Origin of the sequence: Kitasatospora sp. NPDC089913, from assembly GCF_044748625.1 — a bacterium.
Classification (GTDB): Bacteria; Actinomycetota; Actinomycetes; order Streptomycetales; family Streptomycetaceae; genus Kitasatospora.
Genome location: NZ_JBIVGI010000002.1, coordinates 307,303 through 320,155 on the forward strand (window position 1 = coordinate 307,303; position 12,853 = coordinate 320,155).

9 protein-coding genes are annotated in these 12,853 nt (G+C 75.6%); 7 read left to right on the forward strand and 2 right to left on the reverse strand.

Annotated elements, in window-relative coordinates; genetic code table 11:
- Positions 1-8: 8 nt before the first annotated feature.
- The 5 genes from ACIPYS_RS05500 to ACIPYS_RS05520 all read left to right on the forward strand — a co-directional run bounded on the left by ACIPYS_RS05500 (position 9) and on the right by ACIPYS_RS05520 (position 8,123).
- Positions 9-1,790, forward strand: a complete 1,782-nt coding sequence (locus tag ACIPYS_RS05500) for an ABC transporter ATP-binding protein (protein WP_400743442.1) — start codon at positions 9-11, stop codon at positions 1,788-1,790.
- Complete coding sequence (locus ACIPYS_RS05505; protein WP_400743445.1) at positions 1,787-3,649, forward strand: ABC transporter ATP-binding protein; 1,863 nt, start codon at positions 1,787-1,789, stop codon at positions 3,647-3,649. Before ACIPYS_RS05500 ends, ACIPYS_RS05505 begins: the two co-directional genes overlap by 4 nt.
- A 191-nt stretch (positions 3,650-3,840) precedes the next feature.
- Positions 3,841-6,363 carry an amino acid adenylation domain-containing protein gene (locus ACIPYS_RS05510; RefSeq protein WP_400743448.1) on the forward strand — a complete coding sequence of 841 codons (2,523 nt, stop codon included), beginning with the start codon at positions 3,841-3,843 and terminating at the stop codon, positions 6,361-6,363.
- Positions 6,357-7,739: a peptide ligase PGM1-related protein gene (locus ACIPYS_RS05515; RefSeq protein WP_400743451.1), complete on the forward strand. Its 1,383-nt coding sequence runs from the start codon at positions 6,357-6,359 to the stop codon at positions 7,737-7,739. The genes ACIPYS_RS05510 and ACIPYS_RS05515 overlap by 7 nt, the downstream gene beginning before the upstream one ends.
- 144 nt (positions 7,740-7,883) lie before the next feature.
- Positions 7,884-8,123 carry an acyl carrier protein gene (locus ACIPYS_RS05520; RefSeq protein ID WP_159425099.1) on the forward strand — a complete coding sequence of 80 codons (240 nt, stop codon included), beginning with the start codon at positions 7,884-7,886 and terminating at the stop codon, positions 8,121-8,123.
- Positions 8,124-8,190: 67 nt separating this feature from the next.
- On the opposite strand, the gene ACIPYS_RS05525 is transcribed toward ACIPYS_RS05520, so the two are convergent.
- Positions 8,191-8,991 carry a class I SAM-dependent methyltransferase gene (locus ACIPYS_RS05525; protein ID WP_400743456.1) on the reverse strand — a complete coding sequence of 267 codons (801 nt, stop codon included), beginning with the start codon at positions 8,989-8,991 and terminating at the stop codon, positions 8,191-8,193.
- 348 nt (positions 8,992-9,339) lie between these two features.
- Here ACIPYS_RS05525 and ACIPYS_RS05530 point away from each other — a divergent pair, with 348 nt between their 5' ends.
- Both ACIPYS_RS05530 and ACIPYS_RS05535 read left to right on the forward strand, forming a co-directional pair.
- Positions 9,340-10,146, forward strand: coding sequence for a glycerophosphodiester phosphodiesterase (locus tag ACIPYS_RS05530; RefSeq protein WP_400743459.1), 807 nt, complete (start codon positions 9,340-9,342; stop codon positions 10,144-10,146).
- Positions 10,143-11,546 carry an MFS transporter gene (locus tag ACIPYS_RS05535; protein WP_400743462.1) on the forward strand — a complete coding sequence of 468 codons (1,404 nt, stop codon included), beginning with the start codon at positions 10,143-10,145 and terminating at the stop codon, positions 11,544-11,546. The genes ACIPYS_RS05530 and ACIPYS_RS05535 overlap by 4 nt, the downstream gene beginning before the upstream one ends.
- Positions 11,547-11,651: 105 nt before the next feature.
- Here ACIPYS_RS05535 and ACIPYS_RS05540 read toward each other — a convergent pair whose 3' ends face one another.
- Positions 11,652-12,671, reverse strand: a complete 1,020-nt coding sequence (locus ACIPYS_RS05540; RefSeq protein WP_093863322.1) for an LLM class flavin-dependent oxidoreductase — start codon at positions 12,669-12,671, stop codon at positions 11,652-11,654.
- Between the last annotated feature and the right edge of the window lie 182 nt (positions 12,672-12,853).

Here is a 12,853-nt window from a genome sequence, read left to right on the forward strand (position 1 = left end):
ACACCCCCATGCACCGTTTCCCCGAACCCGACCCCGGCGAGCCCGCCCTCGGCTCCCCCGGCCGCTACCTGCTGTGGCTCGCGTCCGCCCACCGCGCCTCCGCGGTCCTCGCCGTCGGCTACGGCGTGCTCTGCACCCTGGCCCAGGCCTTCGTGCCCGCCGCGATCGGCCGCGGGGTCGACCGGGGGCTCATCGCCGGGGACCGGGGTGCGCTGGTCGCCTGGTGCGCCGTGGTCCTCGGGCTCGGCGTCACCCAGGCCGTGGCCGGCACCCTGCGCGACCGCTGCTCGGTGACCAACCGGTTCGGGGCCGCCTACCGCACCATGCAGCTCGTCACCCGCAAGGCGGCCCGGCTGGGCGCGGAACTGCCCCACCGGGTCTCCGCCGGGACGGTGGTGAGCGTCGGTGCCACCGACATCACCCGGATCGGCGCCGCCCTGGAGAGCACCGCCCGCGGCGGCGGCGCCGTGGTGTCCATCGCGGTCGTCGCCGGCGTCATGCTGACCGTCTCCTGGCAGCTCGGCCTGGTCGCCCTGGTGGGCGTACCGCTGTCGGCGGCGGCGATCGCCGCGCTGATGCGGTTGCTGCACACCAGGCAGCACGGCCTGCGGAAGGAACAGGGCGCGCTGGCGGACCTCGCCGTGGACATCGTCGACGGCCTCCGGGTCCTGCGCGGCATCGGCGGCGAGCGGGTCTTCGCCGACCGGTACCGCGAGCGCTCGCAGCGGGTGCGCCACGAGGGCGTCCGGGTCGCGGGGGTGGAGTCGAGCGTGGCCGCCGGACGGCTGCTGCTGCCCGGGCTCCTCGTCACGGTGATCGTCTGGCTCGGGGCCCACTTCGTCGGCACCGGCCGGATGAGCCCGGGCGCGCTGGTCGCCTTCTACGGGTACGCCGTCTTCCTCGCCGAGCAGCTGCGCCGCGCGACCTCCATGGTCGACCAGCTGACCAGGGCGTTCGTCGCGGCCCGGATGGTGACCGACCTCCTCGCGATGGAACCCGGGCTCGACCCGGGCGGGCGGGAGCCCGGTACCGAGGGTGCGCGGGGGCCGCTGCGGGACCCCGGATCGGGCCTGGAGATCCCGCCGGACCGGTTCGTCGCCGTCGCCTGCGCCCGGCCGGACGACATGCGGCTGCTGGCCGACCGGCTCGGCCGGTACGTGGACTCCCCGGCCACCCTCGGCGGCATCCCGCTGGCCGCGTTCCCGCTCGCCGAGGTGCGCCGCCGGATCCTGGTCGTGGACCACGACGCCCGGCTGTTCTCCGGCAATCTCGCCACCCAGCTCGATCCGCACGGCCCGGCGGACGGCGGCACGGACGGCGGCACGGACGGCAGCACGGACGGCGGCAGCACGGCGGGCGACGGCGCCGGCGCGGACGGCGGCACGGACCGGCTGCGGAGGGCGCTCGACACCGCCTCGGCCCACGACGTCGTCGCGGCGCTGCCCGAGGGCCTCAACCAGGAGATCACCGGCGGCCGGGAGTTCTCCGGCGGCCAGCGGCAACGGCTCAACCTGGTCCGGGCCCTGCTCGCGGACCCGGACACGCTGGTCCTGGTCGAACCGACCAGCGCGCTCGACGCCCACACCGAGGCCCGCGTCGCCGAACGGCTGGGCGCCCACCGGCGCGGCCGCTCGACCGTGGTGTTCACCACCAGCCCGATCCTGCTGGACCGCGCCGACCACGTCGTGCTCGTCGAGGGAGGGACCGTCGTGGCCGAGGGCCGGCACGGCGAACTGCTCGCCGACGCCCGCTACCGGACCGTCGTCACCAGGGAGGTGACGGTCGCATGAGCGCCCTTCCCGTCGCGACGCCCCGCGAGGTGCGCGGCTACGCCAGGCGGCTCGCCCTCCGGTACCCGGGACAGCTCACGGTGTCCCTGCTGCTGCACGCCCTCGCCACCGCGGCGGGGCTGGTCGCGCCGAAACTGCTCGGCGGGCTGGTCGAGGACGCGGGCCGGGGCGGCGGCATCGACGGCGCCACCGGGACCGCGCTGACGATCGGTGCCGCCGTCGTGGCCCAGGCCGTCCTCACCCGCTTCGCGCTGCTCGCCTCGCTGCGGCTCAGCGAGAAGGTCCTCGCCCGGTTGCGCGAGGAGTTCGTCGACCGGGTGCTCGCCCTGCCGCTGGCCACGGTGGAACGGGCCGGCCCGGGCGAGCTGATCACCCGGACCACCCGGGACATCGACGTGCTGGCCGGCACCGTGCAACTCGCCGTCCCCGACACCCTGGTGGCACTCGCCACGGTCGCCCTGACGCTGGGCGCGGTGGCCCTCACCGCACCCGTGCTGGTCCTGCCGTGCCTGGTCGCCGTGCCCGTCCTGTGGCTGTCCACCGCCTGGTACCTGCGCCGCGCCCGGGCCGGCTACCTGCGGGCGAACGCCTCGTACGCCCGGCTCACCGGCGGCCTCGGCGAGACCGTCGACGGGGCGCGCACGGTGGACGCGCTGCGACTGGCCGACCACCGCTTCGCACGGGTCAACGAGGACATCGCCGAGTCCTACGCCGCCGAGCGCCGCACGCTGTACCTGCGCAGCGTCTACCTGCCGATCGCCGACACCGGCTATGTGCTGCCGGTGGTCGCCACCCTGCTGATCGGCGGCCTGCTGTACCTCGACGGCCGTGTCTCACTGGCGGCCGTCACGGCGGCCACCCTGTACGTGCAGCAGATCATCGGCCCGGTGGACCGGCTGCTGTACTGGATGGACGAACTGCAGGTCGGCGGGGCCTCGCTGGCCCGGATCCTCGGGGTGCACGGGCCCGCGTCCGAGGCGGGCAGCACGGCCGGGACGGAAACGGGCGGTGCGACCGGGACGGGGACCGGCAGGCCGACCGGGACGGGCACGGACGGTACGACCGCGGCCGACCCGGGCGGTACGGGCGGTACGGGCGGTACCGGCGCCGGGAAGGACATCGTCCTGAAGGGCGTGTCGCACGCCTACCGGGAGGGCCAGGACGTCCTGCACTCCGTCGATCTGACGATCCGGGCCGGCGAGCGGATCGCGGTCGTCGGTCCGTCGGGCGCCGGGAAGAGCACGCTCGCCGGACTGCTGGCCGGGCTGCACAGCCCCACCGCCGGCTCCATCACCATCGGCGGCACCGCGATGTCGGCCGTCCCGGTGGCCGAACTCCGCCGCCGGATCGCGCTGGTGACCCAGGAGCACCACGTCTTCCGCGGCACCCTGCGGGACAACCTGCTGATCGCCCGGCCGGACGCCGCGGAGCACGAACTCGAACACGCGCTGAAGGCGGTCGACGCCTGGGACTGGGCCTGCGAACTCGGCCCGGACACCGAGGTCGGCTCGGGCGCCGCGCCGCTCTCGCCGATCCAGGCGCAGCAGCTGGCCCTCGCCCGGCTGGTGCTGAGCGATCCGATCGCCGTGGTCCTGGACGAGGCCACCTCGCTCCTGGACCCGCGCGCCGCACGGCAGCTGGAACGGGCCCTGGCCGCCGTCCTGGCGGGGCGCTCGGTCGTCGCCGTCGCCCACCGGCTGCACACCGCGCACGACGCCGACCGTGTCGTGGTGATGGAGGACGGCCGGATCACCGAGACCGGCAGCCACGAGCAGTTGGTGCGGCAGGGCGGTCCGTACGCCCGGCTGTGGCGCTCCTGGCACGGCGACCGGGCCGAGTCGGCCGACCGGCCGGACTGACCGGGCTCCCGGACTCACCGGGCAGACCGGGCAGACCGGGCTCACCGGGCGGACCGGGCTCCCGGCGCGACAGCAGAGACACCGGCGACAACAGGGACAGCAGGGACAGCAGGACGACGGCACGGCCCGTCGCGCCTCCGGCCCCGCATGCCCTCGCACCAACCGGACACCGAAGCACGAAGGGGGACCACATGACGGACACCGCGTCGATCCGGTCCGGGGCCCGGCACGGGCACCTCGACGGAGCGACGGAGATCGACCTGGCCACCGACCGGCCCCGGGCCACCGCCGGACCGTACCGGCCCGGGACCGAACGCCTGCCGCTTCCCGCCGCCACGGCGGCCCTCCTGGACGAGGTGAGCGGCTCGGCGGGAGTTCCCCCGTCGATCACGGTGCTCACCGCCTGGGCCGCCGTGCTGCACCGGCACACCGGGCAGTCGGACCTGCTGCTGGGCCTGGCCACCGGCCCGGGGACCGGTCCCGGGGTCCGGCCGCTGCTCCTGCGGCTGCGGCCGGCGGCCCCGTTCGCCGAGGAGCTCCTCCGCGTCCACACCGCCGCCACCGCTGCCACCACCACCGACGCCGGCGCCGCCGCCGACCCGCACCGCGCTCCGCCGGAGCTGCGCGCCCTCGCCGGCCACCCCGGCGATCGCGAGCTGCGCGAAGCGGCGCCGGACCTCGCCCTGTCGCTGGAGCGCGAGGACGGGGCCGCCGGCCTCTGCCTGCGCTACAACACCGGCCTGCTCGCCCGCTCGACCGCCCTCTGGGTGCTCGGCCACTGCCTGACCCTGCTCGGGGAGGCCCTGGCCGACCCCGGACGGCCGGTCCGGGAGCTGCGGGTGCAGGACGAGCCGCCCGCCGCCCCCTGGTCGCTGCCGGTCCCGGCCGGCTTCACCGCCCCCGCACCGCCCGGGCCGGGCGAAACCCTGGTCGACCGGTTCCTGCGGACCGCGGCCGAGCACGCCGGCCGCACCGCCGTGACCGGCCCCTCCGGCACGCTCGACTACGCCGGGCTGGAGCGCGTCACCGCCGCGACGGCCCGGCGGCTGCGCCGCTTCGGCGGCCCCGGCAGGCGCGTCGCACTGCTCTGCGCCCACGACATCGGCGCCGTGGTCGGCGCCTGGTCGGTGCTCAGGACCGGCGCGGCGTACGTCCCGCTGGACCCCCGCCAGCCGGACGGCCGGCTGACCAGGCTGCTGCTCGACGTCGACGCCGCCGCGGTCGTCTGCGACCCCGAACTCGCCGAGCGCGCCGCGCTCCTGGCCCGCGGCCGGCAGATCGTCCCGCTGGACCCGACCGATCCGGGCGCCGACCCGGGCGCCGACCCGGGCCCGGTCCCCGGTGCCGAGCCGCGGCCCGGCGCCGGGGAGCCTCCCGCCGCCGGTGCCGACGCGCTCGCCTACCTCCTGCACACCTCGGGCTCCACCGGAAGGCCGAAGGCGGTGATGCAGACCCGGGGCAACGTCCTCGCGCACGCGCTCACCTACGCGGACCGGATCCGTCTCGGCCCGGGCGACCAGGTGCCGCTGCTGGCCCGCCACACCTTCGACGCGGCCGTGATGGACCTCTACGGCGCGCTGCTGACCGGAGCCACCCTCCACGTACTGGACCCGCTGCTGCCGGCGCCCCGGCTGCGCGAGCGGCTGGGCGCCGCCGGGGCCACCGTGCTGCACTGCACCCCGACCGTCTTCCGACACCTGACCGGCGACCTCGCCGAGGACGCGGCAGGCCACGAGGCCGCGCTCGGGACCGTCCGGGTCGTGGTGCTCGGCGGCGAGGAGGCCGGCCGACACGACCTCCGTCGCTTCCTCAGGGCCTTCCCCGACGGCAGCGCCCTGGTCAACGGTCTCGGCCCGACCGAGTGCACCCTGGTCACCCAGCACCTCGCCGGCCGGGCCGACCTCGGCGGCGGTGCCCTCCCGGTGGGCGGACCGGTCGACGGGGTACGGATCCGCCTCCTCGACACGGACGGGCACCCCACCGAGCTCCGCGGCGAGCTGGAGGTCCGCGGCGACCGGGTGGCCACCGGCTACTGGAACCAGCCCGAGGTCACCGCCGGGGCGTTCGGCACCGCACCGGACGGCACCCGGTACTACCGCACCGGCGACCTGGTGCGGCGCCGCGCCGACGGGGCGCTGGTGTTCCTGGGCCGCGGGGACCGGCAGATCAAGATCCGCGGCCACCGGATCGAGCCCGGGGAGATCGAGGCGGTGCTCCGCGGCCACCCCACGGTCGCGGAGGCCGTACTGACCGTCGACACCCGGCGGCCGACGGCCCGGCTGGTCGCGTACGTGACCCCGGCGACGGCCTTCCCGCCGGACGCCGAGGAGTTGGGGCGCTACCTGGCCCGCACCCTGCCCGAGCACGCCGTGCCCTGGCGGGTGGTCGCCCTGGAGCGGCTGCCGCTCGGCCCGACCGGCAAGCTCGACCGCGCCGCGCTGCCCGCGCCGGAGGAGGCCCCGGCCGGCATCGGCGACGCCCCGGACACCCCGACCGAGCGGGCGGTCGCCGACGTGTGGTGCCGGGTCCTCGGCGTCCCGTCGGCGCGGCTGCACAGCAACTTCGTCGCCAGCGGCGGGGATTCGGTCCAGCTGCTGACCCTGCTCACCGAACTCCGGGCCGAACTCGGGGTCGAGCTGGACCTCCTGGAGGTCCTCGCCGCCCCCACCGTCGCCACCATGGCCCACCTGATCGAACGGGAGAACCGATGCTGATCATGCCCGGCGCGCGGACCGCGCGGACGGCCGCCCGGGACGCGCACGCCACCCGCGTCCTCATCGGCAACGACTTCAGCGAGGACGTGCGCACCGACCGCGGCTGGACCGGCTGGTGGGTGCAGCGGATCGCCTGGTTCGCCGAGGACGGCGACGTCCTCGTCCTGCCGGTGCGCCCCGAGGAGGACTTCCTGGAGTACGTGACCTCGTCGACCGGCGTGCGGCGGGAGAGCCTCACCGTCGTCGTCCCGCCGGCCCACGCCGGCAGCGAGGGCACCCTCTCCCCCGCCCGGCTGGCCGACCCGGAGTTCGTCGAGGCGCTCGAACTGGCCGTCGGCGAGCGGGAGGTGACCCATCTGTCGGCCCTGTGGCCGGACGCCGCGGTGGCCCGGCTCGCCACCGTCCTCGGGGTGCGGGACGCGATGCCGGGCCACGGCTTCGTGGACCAGGCGGGCGGGGTGATGGTCAACAGCAAGTCGGCGTTCCGGACCGTCGCCGGCGGTGTGGGAGTGCCGATGCCGGAGGGCGCCGTGCTCGTCAGCCCCCAGGTCGCCGAGGAGGCGATCCTGGACCTGCTCGGCGGCGGCCCGGTGATGGTCAAGCACGACTTCCTCTCCGGCGGGCGCGGCAACGAGGTCCTGACGACGGGCGAGAGCTTCCGCCCGATCGGCGCCCGCCGGGTGATCACCGTCGCCGGCCGCGAGGACGTGCGGGCCTACCTGCGGGAGCGGTGGGAGTGGCTGACCTCCGGCGGCCGGGGGCGGCCGGTCGCGGAGCGCTACGTCCGCGACAGCTCCGCGTTCTTCTCGGAGTTCCTCCTCACCGACGAGGGCGTGGAGCTGACCGGTGACGGCGAACTGCTCTCCGCCCCCTACGCGGTCGGGCAGATCATGCCCTCCCAGGGCCTGGAACCGGAGGTGCTCGAACGGATCCTCGACGGCGGCCGCCGGCTGGCCGAGGCGCTGCACGCGATCGGCTACCGGGGCGTCCTGGGCCCGGACGCGATCGTGACCCCGGACCGCGAGGTGCTCTTCACCGAGTACAACGGCCGGGTCACCGGCTCCACCCACATCTACGGCCGGATCGGCGGGATCGTGGTGGGCGAGGGCTTCGGCAAGGACCGGATCGTCCTCGAACGGGTGTGGCCGGAGGGCTGGGCGACCACCTCGTTCTCGGCCGCCCTCGCCGCCGTGGAGGGCGCCGGCCTGCGCTACGACCCGGCCACCCGGACCGGGGTCGTGCTGACCAACGCCTTCGACGGCAACAACGGGGTCATGTACTGCATCGTGGCCGAGGACCTGGCCGCCGCCTGGGCCTGCGACCGGGCGCTGAAGCCGGTGTTCGCGGTTACCGGGCCGGGCGGTTCCGGGGCCTGAGTCCCCGCGCTCGCCCGGCGCGGCCGTACCGCCCCGCGCCTCCCCGGCGCGTTCGTTCCTCCCGGTGTTCCCCTTCGAGCGTCCCGCCACCTCCGGCGGGGCTTCTCCCCGGTATGCCTACCGGCAAGTCAGGAGACGTGTGACGTGGCAGATGTGAACAGCCGCCTGGCGGCACTGTGGACCGAGCTCCTCGGGTGCGAGGACGTCACCGAGGACTCGGACTTCTTCGAGTCCGGCGGCACCTCGGTGGTGGCCGTGTACCTCGCGGCCGAGATCCAGGACCGGCTGCGGATCGAGATCGACGCGATCGAGATCGTCACCCACCGGACGTTCGGCGAACTCGCGGCGCTGGTCGGCGGGCGGGTTCCCGGGGAAGTGGTCTGAGGCCCCGGAGTCCGACGCGCTCCGGCCGCCCGGGTGGACCGACCCCGGCGGCCGGAGCGCTCCCCGGTCAGGCCGGGCGGGCGGCGGGCCGGTGCCCCCATGCGGTGAGCAGGCCGGCCGCCAAGGCGGCGCAGTCCTCGGAGTCCAGGTAGCGGACCGCCTCGTCCACCCCCGCGTCGTCGACCAGGCCGGTGGCGACCATCGCGGCCCGGCTCCGCTCGAAGGTGTCCGCCCAGAACCGGCTGATCGGACTGCCCGGCAGCAGCGGCGGCACCCGTACCTCGGCGCCGACCCGTTCGAGCCCCGCCCCGCGCAGCAGGCGCGGGTAGGAGGGCACCCAGGAGACGTCGGTGCCGATGGTCTCCCGCAGCCCCCGCCACATCGCCCGCATCGCCCGGTCGTACGGGGTGGCCGGGTCCCGGTCGGCGGCCGGTTCGACCGCGTCGCCGAGCACCAGCACCCCGCCCGGCTCGACGAGTTCGGCCAGCCGCCGGACCAGCCGCTCGTGGTCGGGCAGGTGCATCAGCACGAAGCGCGCGTGCACCAGCCGGAACCGGCCGGGGGCGAAGTCGGGGGCGGTGACGTCGGCCTCCCGCACCTCCATCCCGGGCACGGCCCGCTCGGCGAGGAAGCGCACATCGCGGTCCACGGCTAGGACTTCCGCCACCCCGGCCTCCTCCAGCAGCCGGCGGGAGACCGTGCCGGTGCCCGCCCCGATGTCGAGGCAGCGCCAGCCGGGGCCGACCCCGAGGGCGTGCAGCCGGGCCATCGTGACCCGGTCGTAGGCGAGGGCGCCGAAGTCGATCCGCTCGCCCTCGCCCGCCTGCTCCGGCCGGAACACCGCCTCGCCGTAGCGGCCGCCGGTCACCGGGCGGCCCTCCGTGCCCCGGGGGAACCGGCGGCGGGGGTACCGGGGGCAGCAGCGGGGGAACCGGGGGCGCGGGTACCGGGGGCAGCGCGCCCTCCGGGGCGACACGGCGGCGGGTCGTCGAGGAGTTCCATGGCCGGGCCTTTCGCGGACGCGGGATCGGCGGTGCGGCGCCGGCGCGGCCGCCGCTCCTCGATCGTCCCTCTCCCCCGCGCCTGCCGCCCGCCGCGCCCCACGCCGACCGCTCCGCACCCCTGCCCGTTACATCTTGACAATGAGTGTCACAATGTAACGCGCGTGGGGCCGGCAGGCCCGGCGGCGACCGATTCCAGCAGCTCGGAGCACGTCATGCACCCCTTCCTCGACCATCCGGGGCCGCTCGCCTTCGCGCACCGGGGCGGTGACCTCGGACGGCCGGAGAACTCGTCGGCCGCGTTCGAGGCCGCCGTCGCCCTCGGGTACCGGTACCTGGAGACGGACGTCCACGCCACGGCCGACGGCGTGCTGGTGGCGTTCCACGACAGCCGGCTCGACCGGGTCACCGACCGCACCGGGGCACTGTCCGAGCTGCCGTGGCGCACCGTGCGGCAGGCCCGGATCGGTGGCACCGAGCCGGTGCCGCTGCTGGAGGACCTGCTCGGCGCGTTCCCCGAGGCCCACTTCAACATCGACGTCAAGGCGGCGCCCGCCGTCGGCCCGCTGGTCGAGGCGGTGCGCCGGACCGGGGCCTGGGACCGGGTCTGCGTCGGCGGCTTCTCCGACGCCCGGCTCGCCGCCGTACGGGCCGCCGCCGGGCCCCGGCTGGCGACCTCGCTCGGCCCGCGCGAGGTCGCGCGGCTGCGGCTGCGCTCGCTGGCCGGGCCGCTCGGGCGCGGCGGCGGGGCGCCGTGGGCCGGGATCTGCGCCCAGGTGCCCGAGCGGCACAAGGGCGTCCGGGTGGTCGACCGGGCCTTCGTCCGGACCGCGCACCGCCTGGGCCTGCAGGTTCACGTCTGGACTGTGGACGACGCCACACGGATCCGGGCTCTCCTCGACCTGGGTGTGGATGGCATCATGGCCGATCGCATCGACGTCCTGCGCGATGTCCTCCGCGAGCGCGGATGCTGGCCCCACGACGGCAACGGCTCCAGCACGGTGATAGGAACCGCCCCATGAGCACAGCGACCGACCTGCCGGAGCATCCGGCCACCGCCACCGCCGCCGACGACGGGCGCGCGCTGCGCCGCATGCAGTTCGGCTGGTACATCAACGACTGGGCCAACGCGGCCTTCTCCGCCACCGTCCTCACGGTCTTCCTCGGTCCGTACCTGACCTCCGTCGCCAAGGAGGCGGCCGACGCCCAGGGCAATGTGCACCCGCTCGGCCTGTCGATCCGGGCGGGCTCGTTCTTCCCGTACACGGTGTCGTTCTCGGTGCTGCTGTCGGTCGGCGCGATGCTGCTGCTGGGGACGGTCGCGGACCGCACCGGGCGGCACAAGGAGCTGATGTGCGGGGCCGCCTACGTCGGCTCGGCCGCGACGATGGGCATGTTCTTCCTCGGCGGCGACCGCTACCTGCTCGGCGGCGGCCTGCTGGTGGTCGCGAACATCGCGTACGCGGTGTCGGTCGCGCTCTCCTACGCCTACCTCCCCGGCCTGGCCTCGCCCGACGAGCGGGACAAGGTGTCCTCCAAGGGCTGGGCCTACGGCTACGCGGGCGGCGGCCTGCTGCTGATCGCGAACCTGGCGCTGTTCCAGGGCCACGACGCGTTCGGACTGGACTCCGGCACCGCCGTGCGGATCTGCCTGGCCTCGGCCGGGCTGTGGTGGGCGGTCTTCACCCTGGTGCCGCTGCTGCGGCTGCCCTCGCGGGCCGGTGTGCTCCCGGGGCAGCCGCCCGGGACGGCGCAGGGCCCCCGGGACGCCCGGCCGGCCGCCGGGAGCCTGCGCGAACTCGGCCGCACCCTGCGCGGCATGCGCCGCTACCCGCTGACGCTGCTCTACCTGGGCGCCTTCCTCTGCTACAACGACGGCATCCAGACCGTCGTCTCGCAGGCCTCGCTCTACGGCAGCGAGGAACTGGGCATGGACCAGACCTCGCTGGTCGTCGCCGTGCTGCTGGTGCAGATCGTGGCGATCGGCGGCGCACTGCTGCTCGGCCGGATCGCGCACCGCTTCGGCGCCAAGAGCACCGTGCTCGGCTCGCTGGTCGGCTGGGTGGTCACCCTCGCGCTCGGCTACTTCATGCCGGCCCACCAGCCCGCCTGGTTCTACGCCCTGGCCTGCATGATCGGCCTGGTGCTCGGCGGCAGCCAGGCGCTCTCGCGCTCGCTGTTCTCGCACATGATCCCGGCCGGGCGGGAGGCCGAGTACTTCAGCGTCTACAAGGTCAGCGACCGCGGCACCAGCTGGATGGGCCCGCTGGTCTTCGGCCTGGCCTACCAGATCACGGGCAGCTACCGCTCGGCGATCATCTCGCTGCTGGTGTTCTTCGTGATCGGCTTCGCCGTGCTGCTGAAGGTCCCCGTCCGGCGCGCGATCGAGGCGGTCGGCAACCCGGTGCCCGAGCGGCTCTGACCGCGCCGGGAGCGCACGGAACGGAACCGCACGGAACGGGGCGGGGGCTGTGACGGCCCCCGCCCCGTTCCGTCGTTCGCGGGGCCGCTGCCGGCCGGCGGCCGGTCAGACGCCCGGCTTCCAGCCGAGGGCCGGGGCCAGGTGGGCGGCGATGTCGGTGAGGATCTGGACGTAGTCCTCGTGGCCGAAGGTGAACGGGAGCGCGAAGACCACCTCGTCCACCTCCCGGAAGCCCGCGTGGGCGGACAACTGCTCCGCGATCGCGGCGGACGGCCCGACCAGGTCCCGGGCGAACATCGTGCGGGCCGGGCCCTGCGGGGTCGAGGTCCGCGGCGTCCGGGCCCGGACGTACTCCTCGTAGCGCGCCCGCTGCTCCGGGGTGGCGCTGTCGGTGGGGATCACCACCAGCCCCTGGGAGACCCGGGCCGCGGCCCCCAGCGGGTGGTGCGCGCGGAAGGCCGCGATCTGCGAGCGCTGGATCTCGGCGAAGTCCTCCGACTCCTCGGCCCGCACCACGTTGCTGGTGAGCAGCGAGAGCCCCTGCTCCCCGGCCCAGCGGGCGGAACGCAGGCTCCCCCCGCCGTACCAGAGCCGGTCGGCCAGGCCCGGCGAGACCGGCTGGACCCGGTCCGAGTACACCTCGATGCCCTCGACGCCGCTGAAGTCGGTGGCCCGCTCGCCGCGCAGGAAGCCGAGCAGCCGGCGGACCCGCTCGTAGCCGAAGTCCTCGGCCTCGGCGGTGTCCGGGTACAGCGCGCCGGACACCCGGTCCCAGTGGCCGGGACGGCCGACGCTGACGCCCGGGTTGAGCCGGCCGCCGGACAGCAGGTCGGTGGTGGCGAGGTCCTCGGCCAGACGCAGCGGGTTCTCCCAGCCGACCGGGACGACGGCCGTGCCCAGCTCGATCCGGCGGGTGCGCTGGGTGGCGGCCGCGAGCACCGCGACCGGCGAGGAGATGCCGTACTGGAGGTGGCGGTGGCGCACCCAGGCGCTGTCGAAGCCCAGCTGCTCGCCGAGTTCGATCAGCCGCAGGGTCTGCTCGTGCCCCTGCGCCGGGTCGGCGGGGTCGAAGAGTCCGATGGTCAGGAATCCCAGCCTGCGCAGGGGCCTCGCGTGCGACGGCACCGGTGTCCTCTTTCCTCGGCGTCCCCGGCGCGGACGGTGACCGGCCGGGCGGCGTGCCGTCCACCGTCACACAGGGGCCGGGGACGCTCAAGGGCCGCCCCGGATTCGTCATCGGGCGCAACATCGCTGTCACGCCGCCGAATCCGAACCCGGGGCGGCCCCTCGGCGTGGCGGCCCCCCGG

Excerpts from the sequence above, each read along its gene's own strand:
- ACIPYS_RS05500 (WP_400743442.1), top strand. The coding sequence starts at position 9 with ATGCACCGTTTCCCCGAACCCGACCCCGGCGAGCCCGCCCTCGGCTCC.
- ACIPYS_RS05505 (WP_400743445.1), top strand. The coding sequence starts at position 1,787 with ATGAGCGCCCTTCCCGTCGCGACGCCCCGCGAGGTGCGCGGCTACGCC.
- ACIPYS_RS05510 (WP_400743448.1), top strand. The coding sequence starts at position 3,841 with ATGACGGACACCGCGTCGATCCGGTCCGGGGCCCGGCACGGGCACCTC.
- ACIPYS_RS05515 (WP_400743451.1), top strand. The coding sequence starts at position 6,357 with ATGCTGATCATGCCCGGCGCGCGGACCGCGCGGACGGCCGCCCGGGAC.
- ACIPYS_RS05530 (WP_400743459.1), top strand. The coding sequence starts at position 9,340 with ATGCACCCCTTCCTCGACCATCCGGGGCCGCTCGCCTTCGCGCACCGG.
- ACIPYS_RS05535 (WP_400743462.1), top strand. The coding sequence starts at position 10,143 with ATGAGCACAGCGACCGACCTGCCGGAGCATCCGGCCACCGCCACCGCC.